We start from the raw sequence: 24,223 nt of genomic DNA, 5'->3' as shown, positions 1-24,223 counted from the left end.
AGGGTAGTATCTAAAAAAGGAGGATTATGCTGATAGAGTTACATATAAAGAATCTTGCACTGATAAAGAAAGCGGATATTTACTTTAAAGAGGGACTTAGTGTACTGAGCGGTGAGACCGGTGCCGGTAAGTCTATTTTGATAGATTCTATAAATCTTGCTCTGGGTGCAAAGGCAAACAAGGATATTATCAGAACAGGTGAAAATGAAGGCTTTGTTGAACTCATTTTCACCTTGGATGAAAAAAGAAAAGAAAAACTGAGAGCGATGGATATTTCATTTGAGGATGATATGCTTATACTTACAAGGAAGATAAGTACCTCAAGAAGCGTGTGCAGAATCAATGACGAGACGGTAACGCTTAATAAGCTTAGAGAAATTACAGATACTCTGATTGATATACATGGTCAACATGAACATCAATCACTCTTAAGTGCAGGCAATAATCTTGTTTTGCTTGATTCGTTTTGTCAGGCAGAGCTTACAAAACTGAAAAAGGAACTTTCAAATGACTACGGTGAATTAAAGAAAATCAATCAAAGAATTCAAGAGGGGATTGATGAGAGACTTAGAAAAAGAGAGATTGATATACTTGAATTTGAAATAAATGAAATAAAAGATGCAAATATAAAGGTGAATGAGGAAGAAGAGCTGGAACAGGTATTCAAAAAGGGTAAAAATATTTCAAAGATAAATGATGTACTTGTGGAGCTTCTTTCAGAACTTGAAAATGAAAGTATCGGAAGCAATATAAGAGAGGTTTCAGATATTGCATCGCTTGATGACAGTTTAAATATTGTAGTGTCAAATCTTAATACTATAGAGGATTTAATTTCGGAAACCGTACATTATACAAACAGATATCTTGACAGCCTGGAATATAATGAAAGGGAGTATGACAGAGTTATAGAAAGGTTGGATACTATAAGACATATAAAGTCAAAGTATTCAAATGACTACAATAAAATACAGGAGTTATTAAAAGAAAAAGAAAAAAGACTGAATTTTTTAAAAGATTTCGGTGAAGAAGTGGTTATACTTAGAAAAAGTGCCGGCAAGCTGGAAGAAAGCATTTTAGAGAAATGCAATGATATAAGTATCATACGAAAAAATGTGGCAATCACTTTAACTGAAAGGATAAAAGAAGAATTGGAGGATTTGAACTTTCTTGGTGTTGAATTTGAAATAAGGTTTACAAAGAAAGACAAAATCTCAAGAGACGGATATGATGCAGTTGATTTTTTGATAAGTACAAATCCGGGTCAGCCTCTAAAGCCTCTTCAGATGGTGGCAAGCGGCGGTGAGCTGTCAAGGATAATGCTCGCATTAAAGACGGTTTTTGCAAGCAGTGATGATATAAAGACCTTGATATTTGATGAGATAGATACCGGAATCAGTGGAAAGACGGCAGTAAAGGTAGGAGAAAAACTTAAGAATATATCAAAGGGACGTCAGGTTTTATGTATTTCACATTTGCCGCAGATAGCAGTGATGGCGGATCAGAATTTGTTTATCTCAAAATCAACAGACGGAAAAACTACACAAACAAATATTGATTTACTGGATAAAGAAGGTAAAATAAAGGAGATAGCCAGATTGATTGGCGGTAACGGTTTAACACAGGGCGTACTAGAAACCGCAAGGGAAATGGTACAGGAAGCAGACTCAAGGAGGTAAGCATACTATGAAGAAAATATTGTTTGTTGCATCAGAGGCGGTGCCGTTTATTAAAACAGGCGGATTGGCAGATGTAGTGGGTTCTTTGCCGAAATACTTGGACAAGAGATATTTTGATGCAAGGGTTATTTTACCTAAGTATATGTGCATGAGAGAAGATATCAGAAACTCTTTGGAGTACATAGGAGATTTTTATATTGACTATGCAGGCACAAGAAAGTATGTGGGAGTACTCAAAAAAGAGCTTGACGGAGTAATCTTTTACTTTATTGACAATGAGGAGTACTTTGGCGGACCGACTCCGTATGGAGACTGGCTGTATGATATAGAGAAGTTTATATTCTTCTCACAGGCCGCACTTTGTGCATTGCCCTTTTTTGACTTTAGACCTGATTTGATACATTGTCATGACTGGCAGACAGGTCTTGTGCCTGTATATCTCAAGGACAGATTTGCAGGCGGTGAATTCTTTAGAGGTATAAAGTCCGTATTTACTATTCACAATCTGAAGTTCCAAGGTACATGGGATGTAAAGACAATAAAGTATTTTTCGGGACTTAGCGACTACTACTTTACACCTGATAAACTTGAGGCCTTTAAAGACGGTAATCTTTTAAAGGGCGGACTTGTATATGCGGATGCTATAACCACTGTTTCAAAGACCTATGCAAATGAGATACAAAATCCTTTCTACGGTGAGGGAATGGACGGGCTTTTAAGAGCCAGAAAAAATGATCTTAGAGGTATAGTAAACGGCATAGATTACAATGAGTTTAATCCTGAGACAGATAAGCTTATCTATAATAACTATAACAGTAAAAACTTCAGAAAAGAAAAAATAAAAAATAAAAGAGCATTACAAAATGACTTGGGCTTTCCGGTGGATGACAGAAAGTTTATGCTTGCCATAGTTTCAAGACTTACCGACCAGAAAGGACTTGACCTTGTTGAATATATGATGGATCAAATCTGTGATGAGAACACTCAACTTGTAGTACTTGGAACCGGAGACCCGAGGTATGAAAATATGTTCAGACATTATGCATGGAAGTACCCTGACAGAGTGTCTGCAAATATTTATTACTCTGAGGATATGTCACATAAGATGTATGCGGCGGCAGATGCATTCCTTATGCCTTCACTGTTTGAGCCATGTGGACTGAGTCAGTTGATGTCACTTAGATATGGAACTCTTCCTATTGTACGTGAGACAGGCGGACTTTGTGATACTGTAGAAAGCTACAATGAGTTTGAATCAAAGGGTACAGGCTTTTCATTTGCAAACTACAATGCACATGAAATGATGGACAGAATAAATTTTGCAAGGCATATTTATTATGATAAAAAGAGAGAATGGAATAAGATGATTGACAGAGCGATGGCGGTGGACTTCTCATGGAAGCAGTCTGCACTTGAGTATCAGGCTCTGTATGATTGGTTGATAGGATGAAAGAATATATAAATGATGCAGAGTATATGGACATTGTAAAAGATATACTGAGCAGTGATATCTTCAAAAAGCTGGCGGAATTTGTTCAGCATGGCAGCACTTCCACTATGGAACACAGTATAAATGTTTCGTATACTACATATTTGGTATGTAAAAAACTGAATTTGGACTATAAGTCTGCAGCAAGAGCGGCACTTTTACATGATTTTTATCTCTATGACTGGCACAGACCGGCAAAGGAGATCGGTACATATTTCCATGGATTTACGCATCCATATACAGCTGCAAAAAATGCCAAGAAGTACTTTAATATAAGCGACAAGGAAGCCGGGATGATAAAGACTCATATGTTTCCTTTTACACCTATCCCCCCTCACTCAAGAGAGGGATGGGTGCTTACTATGGCTGATAAGTCAGTATCGGTGAATGAGATTATCAGTAATATGAAAAAGATTATCAAGCCGGAGGGAGAGACTGTATGAGCGGTTTAGATGAGATACTTTCAAATCAAGTACTTGTCAGTGCAGCCCTTGGGTGGCTGGTTGCGCAGATTTTAAAAACACTTATAGATATATGGTATAATAAGTCGTTTTCTCCTGACAGGCTCTGGGGAAGCGGCGGTATGCCAAGCTCACATTCAGCTACAGTCTGCGCACTTACCACTTCAAGTGCCTTAAAATATGGATTGGGCGGATATGAGTTTGCAGTAGGTTTTATCCTGTCCTTGGTAGTTATGTATGATGCTATGGGTGTCAGAAGAGAGACCGGAAAGCAGGCAAAACTCTTAAATATGATTATGGAGAACAATATATTTGAGGACAACTTTGAACACTTTGAAGAAAGACTGAAAGAATTTGTCGGGCATACACCGCTACAGGTATTTATGGGTGCGATTTTAGGCGTAGTTATAGCATTTGTAATCGGAGGAATGTACTAAGAAAATTTAAAGAAGCCTCATAGATAAGTGAAATGGTAGAAAAATATAATTAGATATCTGCTTTAGGAGACAAATTTGAAAAGAAAATTTTTGGCCGGGCTTTTAATAGCGGCATGCCTTATGGGCTGTGGAGTAAAGACAGAGAGTATAAGTGAAAATATAAAGATAAATTTTACAGACAATAAACTGGGATACGGTTATGCGCAAATGCTTATTCCGGCTGTATCTGAGAGTCAAATTATTACAAATACATACAGTGCTTCAATATGGGACAGCTATATTGACAGAGACAAAAATATTACATACAGAGACAACTTTTATAATGATCTTAAGAACTATTATAAAGAACTTGTAGTGTTAAAAAAGATGTCTGTTGACAATAATATCACATTGAGCGAGTCTGAAAAAAGCAATGCAATGAAGCTTTCAAAGACATTTTATGATGAAAATGTAATAAACAGTGAGGAGTTTAAGGGACTTAGTCAGGAAGAATGTGATACGGTATTTTTAGACTATTTATTGGTTAACAAAGCAAAAAAAGAACTGATAGCAAAGAATGTAAAAGAGGTCAGTGAAAGTGAAGCCAGAATAATGGATTTTCATGTAATAGAGGTTTCAGATTATAATCTTGCCACAGATCTTTTAAACAGACTGAATAACGGTGAAAACTGTGTAAAACTTGCAACTCAGTTTTCTGAGAATTCAAACATATCAAGAAGTATTGAGCTTAATAATGAGCCTGATGATATAAAAACCGCCCTTGGAGTGTTGGAAGATGGAGGGGTAAGCCCCATTCTTACAAATAAGGGCAAATATATACTGTACAAATGTGTAAAAAGCAATGATGAAGAGGCTACAAAGAAGAACAAAGAGAGAATAAAAAATGAGAGAGAATCTACATATCTTTTGAATATGTATGATGAGTTTATAAAGTCAAATCCTATAGATATAAATGACTATGAGTTTAACAAGGTATGTAAGAATTCTTCATTTACATTGCCGGGAAAGGATTTCTTTACACTGTGGTCGGAGGACGACAATGGAGGCCTTTGAGATTTTAGATGTAAAGGAGTTTACAAAAAAACTCTTTATGACAGATCTTTTTGATAAGTTCAGTGTAATAGAGGCGGAGTTTACAACCTTTGTAAAGTTTAATATAAACGGAAAGCTTAACAAGGCTTACTTTGACGAAGCACAGAACAGAAGCTTTTGTAACTGGAGTGAGATTAGACATATTTGCTTTGAAATAATCAGGGGAAAGAGGACTCCGACAGCTTTTAAATTGGTACTGAAATTTTCAGAGGAATTCGGCAAAAGATGGATTAGTGAAAATACCGCAAAGAATATAGATGCGGATATGTATTTGAATATAAGGTATGCAGATAAGAAGCTTGGACTTATAAGTTCATTTTCACCTAAGACTTTTTTGCTTGAAAGGGATATCTTATATGCCTTCGATACGTATGTAAAAGATATGTTCAAAAAAATAAATATTACATTGGTGGAGAGCGGATTGGACAATGAAGGATAAAACAGTCCTTGAGATGTATCTTGAGGATATGAAGGCGATAAAAGAGATAGATGAAAAAGAGATTAAAGAACTTACAGATGCTCTTTTACATGGCGATGAAAGTGCAAGAAACAGACTTATTGAAGGTCATATGATGTATGCTGTAAAGCTTATAAAGCCTTTTATAGGTTGCGGTGAAGAGATGAGCGATCTTATAAGTGAGAGTCATTTGGCACTTACTATGGCGGTAATGGAGTACAGTCATGGAGATTTGAAATCTCAGATAAAGTCAAGAGTGGAAAAAAGATTGAACGAAATTGCAGATGAGGAAAAAAGTAAAAAGGATGCCTCAAACAAACTTGCCGACAGGATAAATGAACTGATGGATGTTTCAAGTGCATTGGCATCGGATATCGGCAAAGAAGCTACCCTAGAGGAGCTGTCAGAGCGATTGCAGATTCCAAAGGATGAGGTGGAGGAGCTTTTGAAAATAAGTCTGAATGCGATTAACTTAGAAAAAAATTAGGAGATGAGAAAGCTATGGAGAGAAAAAATTTGATTGTCGGACAGTCGGGAGGACCTACAGCCGCTATCAATTCGTCATTGGCAGGAGTTTATATCGGTGCAAAAGAACTTGGAGCGGACAAAGTATACGGTATGAGATATGGCATTGAAGGTCTGCTGAAAGAAAAGATAGTAGATCTTGATGATACACTTGATTGTGAGCTTAATATTGAGCTGCTAAAGAGAACACCAAGTTCATATCTTGGTTCTTGCAGGTACAAATTGCCTGAGGTTAAAGAGGGTGATGAGGTCTATAAGAAAATCTTTGAGGTACTTGACAAGTATAATATCGGTATTTTCATATATATCGGCGGCAATGACTCAATGGACACTATAAAGAAGTTGTCGGATTATGCAAAAATAAACGGCAGTAAGATAAGATTTGTCGGAGTACCGAAGACTGTTGACAATGATCTTCCTGTTACCGATCACACTCCGGGATATGGAAGTGCGGCAAAGTATATTGCGACATGTATTTCCGAGATAGTGCGTGACTCAAATGTATATGATTTAAAGAGTGTTACTTTTGTTGAAATTATGGGAAGAAATGCCGGTTGGCTTACAGCTGCCGCCGCTTTGGCTAAAAACAACCTAAATGACGGTCCCGATTTTATATTGCTTCCTGAGATTGGACTTGATCTGAAGCACTTTATAAAGATTTTATCAGATAAGATGCAGACAAAAGGAAATATAGTTGTAGCGGTTTCAGAAGGTATTAAGGATACCAAGGGGCATCATATCAGTGAGGACGAGTGCAATGTAGATGCGTTCGGACATAAGATGCTTTCAGGAACAGCCGCATTTTTAGCTAAAAGAATAAAAAATGAATTAGGTGTAAAGACCAGAGCTGTTGAGATAAATACATTGCAAAGGGCTGCCGCTCATCTTCAGAGTAGGACTGATATTGATGAGGCGTTCAATATCGGATTTTTGGGTGTGAAAGCAGGCATTGACGGTGACAGCGGTGTTATGATGAACTTTGAAAGATTGGAAAACGCTCCATATTTGTCTGTTGTAAAAAAATGTGATATAAGTTTAGTTGCAAATATCGAAAGAAAAGTACCGAGAGAGTGGATAAGTGAGGACGGATTTTATGTGAACGAACATTTTATTCAGTACGCAAAACCGCTTATTATGGGTGAACTTTCAAATATTGTATGTGACGGTATACAAAGTCATATTAAAAGTTTATAGTATAAGGTTTTACAATTATAAACTTAAAACCTGTTAATCATTTGCTGTTGTTTTTCTAAGAAACGGAGGAAAAATGGGCGTTAAAAGGATTTATGTAGAGAAAAGAAGAGATTTTGCAATAAAGGCAAAAGAGCTTTTAGGTGAGCTTAAGGACTATTGCGGATTAAAGGATCTTGCGGATGTAAGGGTTTTGGTCAGATACGATATTGAAAATATATCGAATGCAGACTATAAAAGAAGTCTTGATACAATCTTTTGTGAACCGCCGCTTGATATTTGCTATGAAAGTGATTTTCCACATCAAGACAGTGATTTTTTCTTTACTGTAGAGTATTTACCGGGACAGTTCGACCAAAGGGCGGATTCGGCAATACAGTGCGTAAAGCTTCTTGGCAGTGAGGATGATATAGATATTCGCTCGGCTACTACATATGTTTTCTCAGGCAGTTTTAGCGATGAGGACAAGGAGAAGATAAAAAGATACTGCATAAATCCTGTAGACTCCAAAATTGCAGATGAGTCTATACCGCAAACATTAAAGATTGACTTTGAAATACCGGATGATGTAGAGACGGTTGACGGCTTTATATCAATGGATGAAAAAGCCTTAAGAGAGTGTTATAATGATCTTTCATTGGCAATGACATTTGATGATTTTAAATTTATACAAAAATATCTGAAAAATGATGAAAACAGAAATCCCTCTATCACTGAGATAAGAGTGCTTGACACATATTGGTCAGATCACTGTAGACATACAACATTTTCTACCGAGATCACCGATGTGGACTTTGAGGAGGGATTTTTTTGCGTACCTATAAAGGAGTCATATCAAAGGTATCTTTGTGACAGAAAATCTCTGTATCAAAATAAGTTAGGTAAGAATATATGTCTTATGGATATTGCACTTTCAGCTATGAAAAAGCTTAAGGCTGACGGTATACTTAATGATGTGGAAGAGACTGATGAAATCAATGCCTGCTCAATAGTAGTACCGATAGTTGTGGACGGCAAAAAAGAGGAATGGCTTATCAATTTTAAGAATGAGACCCACAATCATCCTACAGAGATTGAGCCTTTCGGCGGAGCGGCTACCTGTCTTGGCGGTGCGATAAGAGATCCGCTTTCAGGAAGAACCTATGTATATCAGGCAATGAGAATTACAGGTGCCGCAGATCCCACACTTCCTATTGATAAGACTTTTGCAGGCAAACTTCCGCAAAGAAAGATAGTTACAGGGGCGGCACATGGTTATTCCTCATATGGCAATCAGATAGGACTGGCTACAGGGTATGTAAAAGAGATATATCATCCGGACTATGTGGCAAAAAGAATGGAAATCGGTGCAGTGATGGGAGCTGCAAAGAGAGATAATGTTATAAGAAAGACCTCAGACCCCGGAGATATTATAGTATTACTTGGCGGCAGAACCGGAAGAGATGGTATAGGAGGTGCTACAGGTTCAAGTAAAGTCCATAAGACCGATTCCATAGTTACGGCGGGAGCCCAGGTACAAAAGGGTAATGCACCTACTGAAAGAAAGATACAGAGACTCTTTAAAAGACCTGAAGTGACAAAACTTATAAAAAAATGTAATGACTTCGGGGCCGGCGGAGTTGCAGTAGCAATAGGTGAACTTGCAGACGGGCTTATTATTGACCTTGACAAGGTACCGAAAAAATATGCGGGACTTGACGGCACAGAGCTTGCTATTTCAGAATCACAGGAGAGGATGGCGGTAGTACTTGATCCGAAGTCTGTAGATGAATTTTGTAAATATGCTGAGGAAGAAAACCTTGAGACAAGTATTGTAGCAAAGGTGGTGGAAGAAAAAAGACTGCAAATGATTTGGAGGGGCAAGAAAATAGTTGACTTATCAAGGGCATTTCTTGATACAAACGGAGCAAAATCCGTTACCAAGGTCTATGTAAGGACTCCGATTTTTGAGGATTTTTTTGAGGCAGATACCGACAACTTATCTGTAAAAGAAAAATGGCTTCAGACAGTTTGTGATTTGAATGTGGCATCACAAAAAGGACTTGTTGAGATGTTTGATGCAAGTATCGGAGGCAAGAGCGTATTGATGCCTTATGGCGGAAAGTATCAGCTTTCACAGACTCAGAGCATGGTTGCAAAGTTGCCTCTTTTAGATGAAAAGAGTGATGCGGTAACTGTTATGAGCTACGGTTTTGACCCGTATTTATCAAGCCTAAGTCCGTATCATGGTGCAATATATGCGATAATCACATCACTTGGCAAGATAGTGGCGGCAGGCGGTGATTACAGGAAGGTACATTTTACCTTCCAGGAGTACTTTAGAAGAATGACAAGTGAGTCTACATGGGGGGAGCCGTTTGCAGCCTTGCTCGGTGCATATGAAGCACAGATGAGACTCGGGCTTGCATCTATCGGCGGTAAGGACTCAATGTCAGGTACTTTCAATGATATAAATGTGCCTCCTACATTAGTTTCATTTGCAGTGGCGGTGGGAGAAAATCAAAATATAATATCCACTGAGTTAAAGAAGGCCGGGAATAAACTATACTTAATTAGAGTAAAGAGGGATAAATACAACTTACCTGATTTTGAATATCTAAAGAAAATTTATGAATATGTTCAAAAACAGATAGCTGCCAAAAATATAGTAAGTGCATTTGTAGTAGAAAGAAACGGATGTGCTGAAGCTGTATCAAATATGTGCTTTGGAAATATGCTTGGAGCCGATTTGTCTGTGGATAAAGATATATTGTTTGCTCCGGATTTCGGAAGCTTTTTGCTTGAATGTGAAAGAGAACTTGATTTTGCCGATGCAATCCGCCTTGGTGAAGTTATAGCCGAGCCTGAAATAGTTGTAAACGGCAGTGAGATTTTACTTGATGATGTGCTTAAAAACTGGAAAAAGCCTCTTGAAAAGGTATTCCCTTCAGTAGAAGAGCCTGAGAATAAAGAATGTGTAGAAGATAAGGTATATAAGGCCGACAGCATTTATATAGCAAAAGAAAAAAATCAGTCTCCAAGGGTATTCATACCTGTAATGCCGGGAACCAATTGTGAGTATGACTCAATCAGAGCTTTCCAAAGAGCAGGTGCAAAGGCTGATGCCTTCGTATTCAGAAACAATTCGCCTTTGGCTATAAAGGAATCTGTTGAAAGTTATAGAGATGAGATAAGAAAATCACAGATTATAATGTTTCCGGGAGGATTCTCGGCAGGTGATGAGCCTGACGGTTCCGCAAAGTTTTTTGCTACAGTATTCAGAAATGAAATTCTAAAAAAAGAGATAGAAAGTCTGCTTGAGAGAGACGGACTTGTACTGGGTATCTGCAACGGTTTTCAGACTCTTATAAAACTTGGACTTTTGCCTGACGGAGTTATAAAGGAACAGGATGAAAATTCGGCGACTCTTGCAACAAATACAATCGGCAGACATGTTTCAAAGATGGCTTATCTTAAGGTAACAAGTAATAAATCACCATGGCTTATGAATGCTGTACTTGGTGATGTATATGCCAATCCGGTTTCACATGGTGAGGGAAGGTTTGTAGCAGGTGAGGCAAAGATAAGAGAACTTTTTGAAAACGGTCAGGTTGCCACAAGATATGTGGATTTAGCCGGAAATCCTACTATGGACGGAGAGTACAATCCGAACGGCTCATATGCGGCAATAGAGGGAATTACAAGTTCGGACGGAAGGATATATGGTAAAATGGCACACTCTGAAAGGAGAGAGGAGGGTGCATATATAAATGTTTTTAAAAAACAGGATTTGCAAATCTTTGAATCTGGTGTAAAATATTTCAGATAAAAAAATTTGGAGAAGATAATGATAAAAGTAGTAAAATTTGGAGGCAGCTCACTTGCCAGTGCACATCAGTTCAAAAAAGTGGGAGATATAATAAAGGCTGACAAGTCAAGAAGATTTGTTATACCTTCAGCACCCGGAAAAAGAAATCCGAAAGATGAGAAGGTAACAGATCTTTTATATGAGACATATGACCTCGCAGCAGAGGGTGGTGCATATAAGAAAAAATTTGAAAAGATTAAGGCAAGATATGAAGAAATCATAGACGGCCTTTCACTTAATCTGAATCTTGACCATGAGTTTGCAAAGATTGAAGAGGAGTTTTTAAATAAGGCAGGCAGAGAGTATGCGGCTTCAAGAGGTGAGTATCTAAACGGTCTTATTATGTCAAAGTATCTTGGAGTGGAATTTGTAGATCCGGCGGAGATGATATTCTTTTTTGAGGACGGTACTTTTGATGCCGAGGCCACAAATATTGAGGTTGCCGCCAGACTTGAAAAAGTAAGCAGAGCTGTAATACCGGGATTTTACGGCAGTGATCACTCGGGAAAGATAAGAACTTTTTCAAGAGGAGGTTCGGATATAACAGGCTCTATAGTTGCCAGAGGTATAAGAGCGGATATGTATGAAAATTGGACTGATGTTTCAGGATTTTTGGTTGCGGATCCGAGGATTATTCCAAACCCTGAACCGATTGAGTCAATTACATATAAAGAGCTTAGAGAACTGGCTTATATGGGAGCTTCGGTTCTCCATGAGGATGCCATCTTTCCTGTAAGAAAGGAAGGTATTCCGATAAATATCAGAAATACAAATAAACCTGATGACAAGGGTACAATGATTGTAGAGAGTACTTGTAAAAGTTCAAGGTTTACTATTACAGGTATTGCAGGTAAGAAGGGTTTTTGTGCAATTAATGTGGATAAGGCTATGATGAACTCCGAGGTGGGTTTTTGTGCGGGAGTACTTAATGTATTTGCACAAAACGGTATATCAATAGAGCATATGCCGTCAGGTATCGATACAATGACAGTGCTTGTTCATCAGTCCGAGTTTGAAGAACATGAACAGCAGATAGTTTCAGGCATACATAGAGCGGTGGCTCCTGATACAGTGGAGATGGAGTCCGGACTTGCACTTATAGCTATAGTAGGCAGAGGAATGAAGGCAAACAGAGGTACTGCCGGAAGAATATTCTCGGCACTTGCACATGCAAGAGTGAATGTAAAGATGATTGATCAGGGTTCATCTGAATTGAATATCATTGTAGGTGTCAAGGAGAATGACTTTGAAACAACTATAAAATCTATCTATGATATGTTTGTAAAATCGGTATCATAAAATGAGAAAAATAATAATTATAGGCGGAGGTGCAGCAGGGATGATGGCGGCATACTCCGCTGCTTTAACATCAAATAATGTGATACTTTTAGAAAAAAATGAGAAACTCGGTAAAAAGCTGTATATTACAGGAAAGGGCAGATGCAACCTTACCAATTCATCAGATATGAATACTGTAATGGAAAATATAGTAAGCAATAAGAGATTTCTGTTCAGTGCTTTTAAAAAATTTACAAATGAAGATATAATGAACCTTGTAGAAAACAACGGTACAAAGCTGAAGGTGGAAAGAGGAAACAGAGTCTTTCCTGTAAGCGATCACTCATCAGATATTATAAAGTCAATAGAAAAGGCATTAAGGGATTTGAATGTCGATATAAGGTTAAATACCAAGGTTGATAAGCCTATAATAGAAGACGGCAGATGTATAGGTGTAATGATCGGGAAAAATAAGATACTCTCAGATGCTGTAATAGTGGCTACGGGCGGAATGTCATATCAGGCTACAGGCTCCGACGGTGACGGCTACAGATTTGCAAAAGAAGCAGGGCTTAGTGTAAGCAAACTATATCCTTCACTTGTGCCTTTTAATGTGGAAGGTGAAAGAGTAAAAGCCTTGCAAGGGCTTTCACTGAAGAATATTCATGTATATATCTATAATAACAAAAAGTTGATGTATGACGAATTCGGTGAAATGCTTTTCACACATTTCGGTGTAAGCGGTCCTGTGATAATATCGGCATCCGCCATTATAGGGAACAAAGATATAAGGAGATACAGGCTTTGTATTGATTTAAAGCCGGCACTTGACAATGAAAAACTTGATGAGAGAATACTTAGAGATTTTACAGAGCAAAAAAACAAACAGTTAAAAAACTCTTTGAATAAGCTCTTTCCCACAAAGCTTATAGATGAGGTAATATATCAGAGCAAAATCGACCCTGAAAAAAAGGTAAATTTGCTAACTAAAGAAGAAAGGCACAGACTTATAAACGCAACTAAGAATCTGGAGTTTACATTGAGTTCAACAAGAGGTTTTAATGAGGCGATTGTAACCAAAGGCGGAGTGGAAGTATCACAGATAAACCCAAAGACCATGGAGTCAAAACATGTCAAAGGGCTTTTTTTTGCAGGCGAAGTGCTTGATTTAGACGCTTTTACAGGCGGGTACAATCTACAGATAGCATGGTCAAGCGGATATGCGGCAGGAGAAGGAGCAGGAAATGTATAATATAGCGATTGACGGACCGGCAGGAGCAGGTAAGTCAAGTATAGCAAAGGCATTAAGTAAAAAATTAGGATTTGTATATATAGATACAGGTGCAATGTATAGAGCGGTGGCACTTTTCTTTTTGGAAAACGGTATAAAAGACAGCAGTGACAATGAAATAGACAAGCTTTTGGATAAGCTTGATATAAATATAAAATATACGGATGGTGAGCAAAGAGTCTTTTTAAATAATGTAGATGTAAGCGATAAGCTTAGACAGGAAGAAATCGGAAAGCTTGCAAGCAGATTCAGTGCTGTAAAAAGTGTAAGAGAGAAGCTTGTGGCACTGCAAAGAAAGCTTGCCAAAAAAGAAAATGTAATTATGGACGGCAGAGATATAGGTACGGTGGTACTGCCAAATGCCGATATAAAGATATATCTAAGTGCCGGCTCAAAAGTAAGAGCCAAAAGAAGATATTTAGAACTTATAGAAAAAGGCTTTGATAAGGCTGCACTTGATGAAAAAGCTATAGAGAATGAAATCATCAAAAGAGATGAAGCGGATATGAACAGAGAGATATCACCTTTAAAAAAAGCAGAGGATGCATACTGTCTGGATACATCCGATATGACATTTAATGAGGTTGTATCAAAGATACTTGATATGGTAGAAAAGGAAAGATGAAAGTAGAATTAGCAAAAAGTGCCGGATTTTGCTTCGGAGTGGAAAAGGCGGTAAATACAGTATATGAAGAAGCAAAAAAGAATGATGAGATTGTATACACACTTGGACCGATTATTCACAATGAAGAAGTGGTAAAGGATATGAAAAGACGTGGTGTAAAGGCGGTGAATATTGAAGATTTGAACTCATTGCCAAAAGGCACTGTAATTATCCGCTCACATGGTGTCAGCAAAGATGTATACAATTTTGTAAAGCACAGCGGACATAGGGTGGTGGATGCTACCTGTCCTTTTGTAAAAAAAATCCATGCCATAGTTTCAGTGCAAAGCGGTAAGAAAAAAACAGTGGTAATAATCGGAAACCCTAAGCATCCGGAAGTAATGGGAATTAAAGGCTGGGGTGATGAAAATACCTATGCAGTGGAAAATATTGAGCAGTTTATAAATTTAAACTTAAAAAAAGATGAAGAGATAGTAATAGTAGCTCAAACAACTTTTAATCATAAAAAATTTCAGGAAATCATTGATAAAATATTATTTTTGGGTTATGATGTAAGATGTTTTAATACGATTTGCAATGCAACACAGGAAAGACAAGCTGAGGCAAAAGAAATAGCGTCAAATGTGGATGCCATGATTGTTATTGGAGACAAAAAAAGCTCTAATACTGGCAAGCTTGTGGAAATATGTCAGGAAGAATGTAAGAATACATTTTTTATTCAAACTCTTGAGGACCTAAATTATGATGCTTTACTTTCTGTGGATAGTGTAGGTATTACGGCAGGGGCTTCGACCCCAAAACATATCATTGAGGAGGTTCAAAATATTGTCAGATCTAAGTTTTGAACAAATGTTAGATGAGTCATTTAAGACTCTACACACTGGAGAAGTTGTCAACGGTAAGGTAATTGATGTTAAGGAAGATCAAATCATCCTTAATGTCGGTTTTAAGTCAGATGGTATCATCACAAGAAGTGAATATAGTAATGACAACAATTTAGATTTAAGAACAGTGGTACATGTAGGTGACGAAATGGAAGCTAAAGTCTTAAAGATAAATGACGGAGAAGGACAGGTTCTCCTTTCATACAAGAAATTGGCTCAGGATAGAGGTAATAAAAAACTTGAAGACGCTTTCAACAACAAGGAAGTACTTACCGGTAAAGTAGTACAGGTAGTTGACGGCGGACTTAGTGTAGTTGTAGATGATGCAAGAGTATTTATACCGGCATCACTTGTCTCAGATACATTTGAAAGAGATTTATCCAAGTATAAAGACACAGATATTGAATTCGTTATTACAGAATTTAATCCTAGAAGAAGAAGGATTATAGGTGACAGAAAGCAGCTTCTTCTGGCTAAGAAGGAAGAACAGAAGAAGGCCCTGTTTGATAAAATAACACCGGGTGATGTTATTGAGGGTACAGTAAAGAATGTTACCGATTTCGGTGCATTTGTAGATCTTGGCGGTGCGGACGGTCTTTTGCATATATCGGAGATGAGCTGGGGTAGAGTGGAGAATCCGAAGAAGGTATTCAAATCCGGAGAAAAGGTAACAGCATTTATCAAAGATATCTCAGGAGAGAAGATTGCACTTTCAATGAAATTCCCTGATCAAAACCCGTGGCTGGATGCTGAAGAAAAGTTTGCACGTGGCAATGTAGTTAAAGGAAGAGTTGCAAGAATGACCGACTTCGGTGCATTTGTTGAGATTTCAAACGGTGTTGATGCATTACTTCATGTATCACAGATTTCACATGATCATGTGGAGAAACCTTCAGATGTACTTAAAGTAGGCGATGAAGTTGAGGCTGTTATTGTTGAGTTCAATGAGCCTGAGAAGAAGATTTCACTTAGTATTAAGGCTTTGACACAGGCTAATGAAGAGCTTGAGAAAGAAAATGCAAGAAGTTCCGAGCCTAAGGAGGAATAAAAGACAGTTTTTAAAAAGTCGCAGGTGATTTCATCTGCGACTTTTTTTGACTTTTTTAAATAATAACAATAATAACAATAATAACATAGAGGAGATTAAATGAAAAAATATATAAAGACAGTTTTTTGGTGCGTTCTGGCTCTTGTTTTATGTTTGAGCTATGAGCAGATAAGCAATATTATATTCGGCAAAATAAATTATTTTGATGTAAAATTCGGTATAATACCTGATGTACTTTTGCCAAGTGTAAATGCGGTTGTAGATACTTTCATATCTTTAGTGCTTATTGCCATATACCTTATTTTGGCAATTTTTATAGTGAAAAGACATGATGAAAGAGTGAAAATAGGACTGTTTAAGGGTATTATATTCGGGATTGTGATGGGATTTGCATTCTACGGTATAGCAGGTCTGTGGTTTGAGATAGTGGACAGATTTTTAGTTGTTATTCCGTTTATTGCAAAAAACAGTGAATACTTCTCAGGAGTATACAGTGATCTTGAATCAGGCGATTATATCTGGTCACTGCTTTCAATATCAATAGTGGGACCTGTTGTAGAGGAGATACTGTTCAGATTGCTGGTATTTAACTCACTTGAGAGAGTAACCAAGAACCCATGGTTTGCTATTATAGTGTCAGGTGTAGCTTTCGGTGTATGGCATATGATCTTTGTTCAGAGCGTGTATACAGCGATTATGGGTTGTATGATGGGACTTATTTACTACAAGACCAGAAATATATTTGTTACAATGTTTATACATATCTTCAATAATACTATCGGAAATTTACCGGCGGCATTAAATACGGATGTGATAAATAATGTTATAACGGCTATATCATATATAATGATTATACCGGCGATAGTGCTTTTGGTGGTTCTATGGAATACCAAGCCTGAAAGAAATGAGCAAAGCCCTTACAGATTATGAAAAATATAACTATTATCTCATTTACAAAAAAGGGCGGAGATATAAATAAAAGATTGACGGATATTTTGAGTGAATCCGATATAACATCATATACATTGGAAAAATATCGGTTTGACAACAGAGTGAAGCCGCTTGGCAATCTTAAAGAAACGGTGAAGAGACATTTCACTGATGATGCCGTCATTTTTATCGGAGCTGTAGGAATAGCGGTAAGAAGCATAGCTCCGTATATAAAGGACAAGTTCTGTGATCCTGCGGTACTTGTAATAGATGAGCTTGGCAGATATGTTATTCCTTTGCTTTCAGGACATGTAGGCGGAGCCAATGAATTGGCAAATTATATAGGAGAGGCATTATCTGCCGCTCCTATTATTACAACCGCAACAGATATCAACGGTACCTTTGCTGTAGATGTATTTGCAAAAAAGAACAATCTGCTTATCTCATCAAGGAAACTTGCAAAGGATGTAAGTGCGGCACTGCTTGACAATAATTGTATTGATATTGACAGTGATATAAAGAGCATTGATGTAAAAGAGCTTAAGAAAAAACTGAATCCAAAGAATAAAGCTTGTGATATAAAAGTGAGAATAACAGACAGAATCTATGATGATACCGTATTGACTTTGATACCTAAGAATTTGTATATCGGGGTGGGGTGTAAAAAGAATACAGATGCAGATAAGATGTGGGATTTTGTAAATGATATATTCAGGCTTGAAGGTCTTGATATAAGGGCGGTAAAGTCGATTGGAAGTATTGATATAAAAAGGGATGAAGATGCCGTAAAGAATCTGGCAAACAGACTTAATGTACCTTTTTTGACTTTTACCAAGGATGAGCTAAACAGTGTAAGTGGAGATTTTTTTGAATCGGAGTTTGTAAGAAAGACTGTAGGGGTAGGCAATGTGTGTGAGAGAGCCGTATGCATACAGTGTAACAATCTTATAGTAAAAAAAACGGCAAGAGAAGGTATGACTGTTGCAATAGGGCGTGAGTAAGATGGTATATTTGATAGTGGATAAGAGTCTTGAGGTACAGATTCAAAAAATAAAATATTATAAATGTTTTTTACATGAATTATATCATGATGATGTGGAATGTATCATTGAAGACAACAGAGTGATTACTCCGCTTGGAAGTGAAGGTAAAGCCTTGGAAGAAAGAGGAAGAAGCATTGGAAAGAAACTTTTAGATGCGGTTGCAGTATATCTGTGGAGAGACGGTGAGATTATAATTTTAAAAAACAATTTATAGCTCTGTTTAAAATAACATATATAAAATATCATATAGATTTAGAATTTTATCTTGCACAGAACTTAATATTTAGTTATGATACAAAGGTGTTATAGAAAAAACATTTGAGGTGTATTATGGTTACGGTTGCATTGGATACAATGGGTGGAGATTATTCACCTGACGAAATAATAAAGGGAGCATTTGATGCCTTAAAAAAAGATAAAGATATTAAAATTATTTTAGTAGGTAATAAGGAGGTTTTGGAGGGAAGGATAAATAAGGAGTTTTCAGACAGATGTGAGAGTGTATATTCAAGCGAGGTAATAACCAATGAAGAAGCACCTGTAGCCGCTGTCAGAGCGAAAAAGGATTCGTCTATAGTGGTGGGTATGAACCTTGTAAAGGAAGGCAGAGCGGACGGTTTTGTCAGTGCGGGAAGTACCGGAGCGGTGCTTGTAGGCGGTCAACTTATAGTCGGCAGGATAAAGGGAGTTTTAAGGCCGGCACTGGCACCGCTTATACCTACTGAAAAGGGAGTTTCTTTGCTTATTGACTGCGGTGCAAATGTGGATGCAAGAGCTGATAATCTTGTACAGTTTGCAAGAATAGGTTCTTTATATATGGAAAAGGTAATCGGTATCAAAAATCCGAGAGTAGGTCTTGTAAATATAGGTGCCGAGGAAGAAAAAGGAAATGCATTGGTTAAGGAGACTATGCCTTTATTAAAGGAATGCTGTGACATAAACTTTATAGGCAGTATAGAAGCAAGAGAGATACCAAAAGGTGGAGCAGATGTGATAGTCTGTGAGGCCTTTGTGGGTAATGTTATAATAAAGCTTTATGAGGGAGTTGGTTCTACATTACTTGGTAAGATAAAGGAAGCCCTGACAAAGAGTATTTTTACAAAAATCGGTGCAATGATGATAAAGTCTTCACTGAAGGCTACATTGAAGTCATTTGATGCAAGCAGCTATGGCGGTGCACCTTTGCTTGGACTTAACGGGCTTATAGTTAAGGCACATGGTAATTCAAAGGCAAATGAAATTTGCAATTCGATTTTGCAATGCAAGAGCTTCAAAGAAGAGGCTTTGAGTGATATTATAAGAGAGAAAATGAAAAAAAATTAGATTGGAGAGAAAAATGGAGTTTGAGAAGTTAAAGAAGATTATTGCTGAGGTTCTAAATATTGATGAGAATACAATTGAACTTAGTTCTTCTTTTGTGGATGATTTGGGAGCGGATTCTTTGGACTTATTTGAGATTATTACAGGCATTGAGGAGGAGTTTGAACTTGAGATACCTCAGGAGGTGGCTGAAAATATACATACTGTAAATGATGCGGTTGAGGAGATAAAGAAGGCGACAGACGCCAGATAGTAGTGTTGAGGCTGCTGTTTTTGTATTATAGAAAAAAGCGATAATAACTGACAGATAGTACTTGATAACAGTAGCCTCGAATATAGTTATAGAATATAGTTATAGAATATAGTTGATAGAGGGTTGTTATGAATAATAATTTAAATGAGTTACAGGAATTATTAGGATATGAGTATAAGAACAGAGAACTTTTAAAGCAGGCACTTACACACAGTTCCTATGCCAATGAGCATCAGCTTGGAAAAAACGGTTCTAATGAAAGACTTGAGTTTTTGGGAGATGCCGTTTTAGAGCTTGTCAGCAGCGAATTTTTCTATGAAGTTTATCCGGATAAGCCTGAGGGAGAGTTGACAAAGATAAGAGCGAGCTTTGTATGTGAGCCGGCACTTGTGGATTGTGCGGGGAATATCAGACTCAGTGAGTTTATAAGGCTTGGAAAAGGTGAAGAACATACAGGCGGAAGATTCAGACCAAGTATAATCAGTGACACCTTTGAAGCGGTTATAGGAAGTATATATTTAGACGGTGGTTTTGCTAATGCAAAAGAGGTGATTTTAAAATTCATTTTGAATGGATATGAAAATAAAGTCTTCTTTTATGATAGCAAGACTATCTTACAGGAAATAATACAATCACAGGATTCAAGGCCGGTAGAGTATTGCCTGCTGTCTGAAGAAGGGCCGGATCATTTAAAAAAGTTTGTTGTGGCGGTGAATATAAACGGTCAAGTAGCAGGTGTGGGAGAAGGTGTAAGCAAAAAGTCTGCCGAACAGGCGGCGGCATATGAAGCATTGAAAAAATTAGGGAAAGTTTAAATGTATTTAAAACGTATTGAAATTCAGGGATTTAAGTCCTTTGCAAATAAGATTGTATTTGATTTCCACAACGGGATAACAGGTATTGTAGGACCGAACGGCTCAGGGAAAAGCAATGTGTCGGATGCAGTCAGATGGGTTTTAGGAGAGCAGAGTGCAAAGCAACTTAGAGGCGGAAATATGCAGGACGTTATCTTTGCAGGTACAGAGCTTAGAAAGCCGCTCGGATTTGCTTATGTTGCAATTACCTTAGACAATTCGGATCACAAATTGGATATAGATTTCAATGAAGTGACTGTATCCAGAAGACTTTTCAGATCCGGAGAAAGTGAGTATCTGATAAACGGTTCAGCCTGTAGACTGAAGGATATAAGTGAACTTTTCTTTGATACAGGTATCGGTAAGGACGGATATTCCATAATAGGTCAGGGTCAGGTAGACAAGATATTAAACGGCAGACCGGAGGATAGAAGAGAACTGTTTGATGAGGCGGCAGGAATTACAAAGTTCAAAAGAAGAAAAGGACTTGCACTAAAAAGATTGGAGTCTGAGAGAGAGAGTCTGATAAGAGTAAATGACATATTGGTAGAGCTTGAAAAACAGGTCGGTCCGCTTGAAAAACAGGCAAAGATCGCAAAAGAGTTTTTGAATCTTCGTGAGGAATTAAAGATTTTTGATGTGAACAGCTATATTATGGAGTATGAGGGCATATCACAGAATCTAAATGAGTATAAAAAACGTGAAAAGCTGCTCTTTGATGACTTGGAAGATGCAAAAAAACTGCTTGAAAATTCAAAAAAAGACTATGAGGATATCAGTGCCGAACTGAAAAGACTTGATGAAGAACTTGACGGTGTAAAGAATTTAAGAGGTAATAAGGGAATTGAACTGCAAGAGATCACTTCACATATAGAGATTTTAAAGGAGCGGATAAACTCTGAAAACAGGAATAATGAAAATCTCTTATCAAGAGGTGAAGATATAGACAGTGATATTGAAAAAAAGCAAAAAGACCTTAAATCTTTAAATGAGGAGAAGGAATCTTTACAAAGTCTGCTAAAAAAGGCGGATGAAAAAGAAACGGCTATTTTGGCGGAGCTTGAAAGTGTTGATAAAAAGATAGAGAATCTTTTAAAAAGACTTGATAATTTAAGGCTTTCATCTGAGGAGTTTAATTCAAAGAATGCGGATTTGAGGGCGAAAAGGGAGAGATATAAGGGTGTATTGGAGCAGGTACGACTAAGAAAGTCTCAAATGACACAAAGGCTCTTAGAGAGTAAGACCGGTCAAAATACAATAGAACTGAAGATTGATGAAGAAAATAAAAATCTAATCCATGTAAAAGAGTCATTAAGCAAAATTGATTTTGCCGGAAAAGAGCTTGAGAGCAACAATGAAAGGGTACAAAATGAGATAATCAGATTTTCAAAAGTGGTTTCAGAGCTTCAGATGAAGTATCAAAGCGAGTCCGCAAAGCTTACATCACTAAAAGATCTTGCAGAAAAATACGACGGATATGGTATTGCAATAAAGAAGGTGATGGAAACAAGAGACAGAATAGGCGGTATACATGGAGTTGTGGCGGATATAGTAAGAACATCAAAAAAGTATGAGACAGCTATAGAAACCGCACTTGGAGGCAGAATTCAAAATGTAGTTATAGACTCTGAGAATACAGCAAAGGTTTTAATTGACTATCTGAAGAAAAACAGATTTGGCAGAGCCACATTTTTGCCGCTTTCAGCTATGAAAAACAGCACATTTTCAAATACGGATTTTTTAAAGGAAAAAGGTGTGGTAGGAACAGCAAGTGAGCTGGTTGAGTATGATAATGTATATAAAAATCTGGTAGGCAGTTTGCTTGGACGAATTGTAGTTATTGACAATATAGATAATGCTGTCGCTTTTGAAAAAAAGTTCAGATATGAGTACAGAGTGGTTACATTGGACGGTGATTCACTAAGCCCCGGAGGCTCTATCAGTGGAGGTGCCTTTAAGAATACTACCAATCTTCTAAGCAAGAAAAGAGAGATAGAAGAGGCACAGACAAGCATATCGGCAATTTTAAAAAACTACAATGAGGCTAATGACAAGCTTGAAGAGTTTAAGTCAAAGAGAAATGATATAGAAGCCGAAATTGAAGATAACAGAAAGTTAAGCCAAGATCTTATTATTGAGAAAAATAATATATCAAACAGAATAGCCGGATTGGTTGAAAAGTTGAATGAACTTAAGAATTCATCCGCTTCGGTACAGACAGATTTTGAAAATATAGATAAAGAACTTGCCGAGATAGAGAATGAGACAAAGAGACTGGATACCAATCTCTTAGATGCAGGTGAGGACTTTGATAAAATCGGAAAGGATATGGAAGACCTTGAAAGATTTATCAAAGAGCAAAGAAACAGCAGAGAAGTGATAGTGGAAAAGCTTAATGCTTTAAAGCTTGAAAAAGCCAATACCTCACAAAGACTTGAGTTTGTTGATGAGAATTTAAACAGAACCGGAGCGGAAATGAAAGCACTGTTTAATGAAAAGTCAGGTTTAAAGATAAGGGCTGAAGATATTGTAAAAAACATCAATGAAAAGAATCAAATCATAGAAAAAGAGTATATCTCAAAACAAAAACTGGCCAAAGAGATAGATGAATTAAGACAAAGGGAAGAAAAACTGGCTTCAGTAAAAGAGACAAGGTCAAAATCACAGAGTAAAATATTTGAAAACAGAGATGTTTACAGTGAGAGAGTTTCACTTCTTGACAGAGATATCTACAGATTAAAAGGTCAGATAGAAAAGCTTGAAGAGAGGATATCTGAGCGAACCAATTATATGTGGAATGAATATGAACTTACATATAATTCATCTTTGGAACTAAGAACCGATGTGGGTATGTCTTTAAATGATATAAGAGCAAATATAGCTGCATTAAAGTCAAAGATAAAGGCTCTTGGTAGTGTAAATATCAATGCTGTTTCAGACTATAATGAGATTTCAGGCAGATATGAGCTTATGAAAAAGCAACATGCCGATATCTTAGAGGCTGAGGCAAATTTGATAAAAATTATTGATGAGCTGGATATAGCTATGAAAAAGCAGTTTGCTGTGAAGTTTGATGAGATTGCAAAGGAGTTTAATGAAGTATTTAAGGAGCTTTTTGGCGGAGGCAGCGGAAAACTTATACTTGAAGAGAGTGGAGATATGCTTGAGGCAGGCATCACTGTTATCTCACAGCCGCCGGGAAAGAAGCTTCAAAACATGATGCAGCTCTCAGGCGGTGAAAAAGCACTGACAGCCATAGCACTGCTGTTTGCAATACAAAACTTAAAGCCGTCACCTTTTGCACTGCTTGATGAGATAGAGGCGGCACTTGATGATTCAAATGTAGACAGATTTGCAAAGTATTTACATAAGCTTACAGACCGCACACAGTTTATAGTAATTACTCACAGGAGAGGTACAATGGTATCTGCGGACAGACTTTACGGAATTACAATGCAGGAAAAGGGTGTTTCCGCACTTGTTTCCGTGAACCTGATAGAAAATGAATTGGATAATTAGGAG

The 24,223-nt window shown here is 37.4% G+C and carries 21 protein-coding genes; all 21 read left to right on the top strand.

Annotated elements, in window-relative coordinates; all coding sequences use genetic code 11:
* The first annotated feature begins 26 nt into the window (after window positions 1–26).
* The 21 genes from recN to smc all read left to right on the top strand — a co-directional run bounded on the left by recN (window position 27) and on the right by smc (window position 24,220).
* The gene (gene recN, locus HMPREF0381_RS09840; protein WP_008751827.1) at window positions 27–1,676 is read left to right on the top strand and encodes a DNA repair protein RecN; all 1,650 of its coding nucleotides are present in this window, start codon (window positions 27–29) and stop codon (window positions 1,674–1,676) included.
* A gap of 7 nt (window positions 1,677–1,683) precedes the next feature.
* A complete protein-coding gene (gene glgA, locus HMPREF0381_RS09835; protein ID WP_008751826.1) occupies window positions 1,684–3,126 on the top strand; it encodes a glycogen synthase GlgA in 1,443 nt (480 codons plus the stop codon).
* Window positions 3,123–3,608: an HD domain-containing protein gene (locus tag HMPREF0381_RS09830; protein ID WP_008751825.1), complete on the top strand. Its 486-nt coding sequence runs from the start codon at window positions 3,123–3,125 to the stop codon at window positions 3,606–3,608. The genes glgA and HMPREF0381_RS09830 overlap by 4 nt, the downstream gene beginning before the upstream one ends.
* Window positions 3,605–4,063, top strand: a complete 459-nt coding sequence (locus HMPREF0381_RS09825) for a divergent PAP2 family protein (protein WP_008751824.1) — start codon at window positions 3,605–3,607, stop codon at window positions 4,061–4,063. Before HMPREF0381_RS09830 ends, HMPREF0381_RS09825 begins: the two co-directional genes overlap by 4 nt.
* A 75-nt stretch (window positions 4,064–4,138) precedes the next feature.
* Complete coding sequence (locus HMPREF0381_RS09820) at window positions 4,139–5,116, top strand: hypothetical protein (RefSeq protein ID WP_242824419.1); 978 nt, start codon at window positions 4,139–4,141, stop codon at window positions 5,114–5,116.
* On the top strand, window positions 5,103–5,594 hold the full coding sequence (locus HMPREF0381_RS09815; RefSeq protein WP_008751822.1) for a DUF5721 family protein: 492 nt from the start codon (window positions 5,103–5,105) through the stop codon (window positions 5,592–5,594). Before HMPREF0381_RS09820 ends, HMPREF0381_RS09815 begins: the two co-directional genes overlap by 14 nt.
* Window positions 5,584–6,099, top strand: coding sequence for a sigma-70 domain-containing protein (locus HMPREF0381_RS09810; protein WP_008751821.1), 516 nt, complete (start codon window positions 5,584–5,586; stop codon window positions 6,097–6,099). The genes HMPREF0381_RS09815 and HMPREF0381_RS09810 overlap by 11 nt, the downstream gene beginning before the upstream one ends.
* Before the next feature lie 14 nt (window positions 6,100–6,113).
* A complete protein-coding gene (locus HMPREF0381_RS09805) occupies window positions 6,114–7,331 on the top strand; it encodes a 6-phosphofructokinase (protein WP_008751820.1) in 1,218 nt (405 codons plus the stop codon).
* A 73-nt stretch (window positions 7,332–7,404) separates the two neighbouring features.
* Complete coding sequence (locus HMPREF0381_RS09800; protein ID WP_008751819.1) at window positions 7,405–11,136, top strand: phosphoribosylformylglycinamidine synthase; 3,732 nt, start codon at window positions 7,405–7,407, stop codon at window positions 11,134–11,136.
* An 18-nt stretch (window positions 11,137–11,154) separates the two neighbouring features.
* Window positions 11,155–12,474 (top strand): aspartate kinase, encoded by a 1,320-nt coding sequence (locus HMPREF0381_RS09795; protein ID WP_008751818.1) that lies wholly within the window; start codon window positions 11,155–11,157, stop codon window positions 12,472–12,474.
* Window position 12,475: 1 nt separating this feature from the next.
* The gene (locus HMPREF0381_RS09790; RefSeq protein WP_008751817.1) at window positions 12,476–13,705 is read left to right on the top strand and encodes a BaiN/RdsA family NAD(P)/FAD-dependent oxidoreductase; all 1,230 of its coding nucleotides are present in this window, start codon (window positions 12,476–12,478) and stop codon (window positions 13,703–13,705) included.
* Window positions 13,698–14,369: a (d)CMP kinase gene (cmk, locus tag HMPREF0381_RS09785; RefSeq protein WP_008751816.1), complete on the top strand. Its 672-nt coding sequence runs from the start codon at window positions 13,698–13,700 to the stop codon at window positions 14,367–14,369. Before HMPREF0381_RS09790 ends, cmk begins: the two co-directional genes overlap by 8 nt.
* Entirely contained in the window at window positions 14,366–15,214 is an 849-nt protein-coding gene (gene ispH, locus HMPREF0381_RS09780; RefSeq protein ID WP_008751815.1) for a 4-hydroxy-3-methylbut-2-enyl diphosphate reductase, read from the top strand. Before cmk ends, ispH begins: the two co-directional genes overlap by 4 nt.
* Complete coding sequence (rpsA, locus tag HMPREF0381_RS09775) at window positions 15,195–16,301, top strand: 30S ribosomal protein S1 (RefSeq protein WP_008751814.1); 1,107 nt, start codon at window positions 15,195–15,197, stop codon at window positions 16,299–16,301. Before ispH ends, rpsA begins: the two co-directional genes overlap by 20 nt.
* A gap of 99 nt (window positions 16,302–16,400) precedes the next feature.
* Window positions 16,401–17,231: a CPBP family intramembrane glutamic endopeptidase gene (locus tag HMPREF0381_RS09770; RefSeq protein WP_008751813.1), complete on the top strand. Its 831-nt coding sequence runs from the start codon at window positions 16,401–16,403 to the stop codon at window positions 17,229–17,231.
* On the top strand, window positions 17,228–18,232 hold the full coding sequence (gene cbiG / locus HMPREF0381_RS09765) for a cobalt-precorrin 5A hydrolase (protein ID WP_008751812.1): 1,005 nt from the start codon (window positions 17,228–17,230) through the stop codon (window positions 18,230–18,232). Before HMPREF0381_RS09770 ends, cbiG begins: the two co-directional genes overlap by 4 nt.
* 1 nt (window position 18,233) lies before the next feature.
* Window positions 18,234–18,488, top strand: a complete 255-nt coding sequence (locus tag HMPREF0381_RS09760; protein WP_040461356.1) for a hypothetical protein — start codon at window positions 18,234–18,236, stop codon at window positions 18,486–18,488.
* 116 nt (window positions 18,489–18,604) lie between these two features.
* Window positions 18,605–19,597 carry a phosphate acyltransferase PlsX gene (gene plsX / locus HMPREF0381_RS09755; RefSeq protein WP_008751810.1) on the top strand — a complete coding sequence of 331 codons (993 nt, stop codon included), beginning with the start codon at window positions 18,605–18,607 and terminating at the stop codon, window positions 19,595–19,597.
* A 13-nt stretch (window positions 19,598–19,610) separates the two neighbouring features.
* A complete protein-coding gene (gene acpP, locus HMPREF0381_RS09750; RefSeq protein WP_008751809.1) occupies window positions 19,611–19,847 on the top strand; it encodes an acyl carrier protein in 237 nt (78 codons plus the stop codon).
* A gap of 128 nt (window positions 19,848–19,975) precedes the next feature.
* On the top strand, window positions 19,976–20,662 hold the full coding sequence (rnc, locus tag HMPREF0381_RS09745) for a ribonuclease III (RefSeq protein WP_008751808.1): 687 nt from the start codon (window positions 19,976–19,978) through the stop codon (window positions 20,660–20,662).
* On the top strand, window positions 20,663–24,220 hold the full coding sequence (smc, locus tag HMPREF0381_RS09740; protein ID WP_008751807.1) for a chromosome segregation protein SMC: 3,558 nt from the start codon (window positions 20,663–20,665) through the stop codon (window positions 24,218–24,220).
* Window positions 24,221–24,223: the final 3 nt, after the last annotated feature.

The sequence above is a fragment of the Lachnoanaerobaculum saburreum DSM 3986 genome, from assembly GCF_000185385.1.
Lineage (GTDB): Bacteria > Bacillota > Clostridia > Lachnospirales > Lachnospiraceae > Lachnoanaerobaculum > Lachnoanaerobaculum saburreum.
Note: the sequence above shows the minus strand (reverse complement) of the source record. Positions and strands in the feature narration are given on the sequence as shown.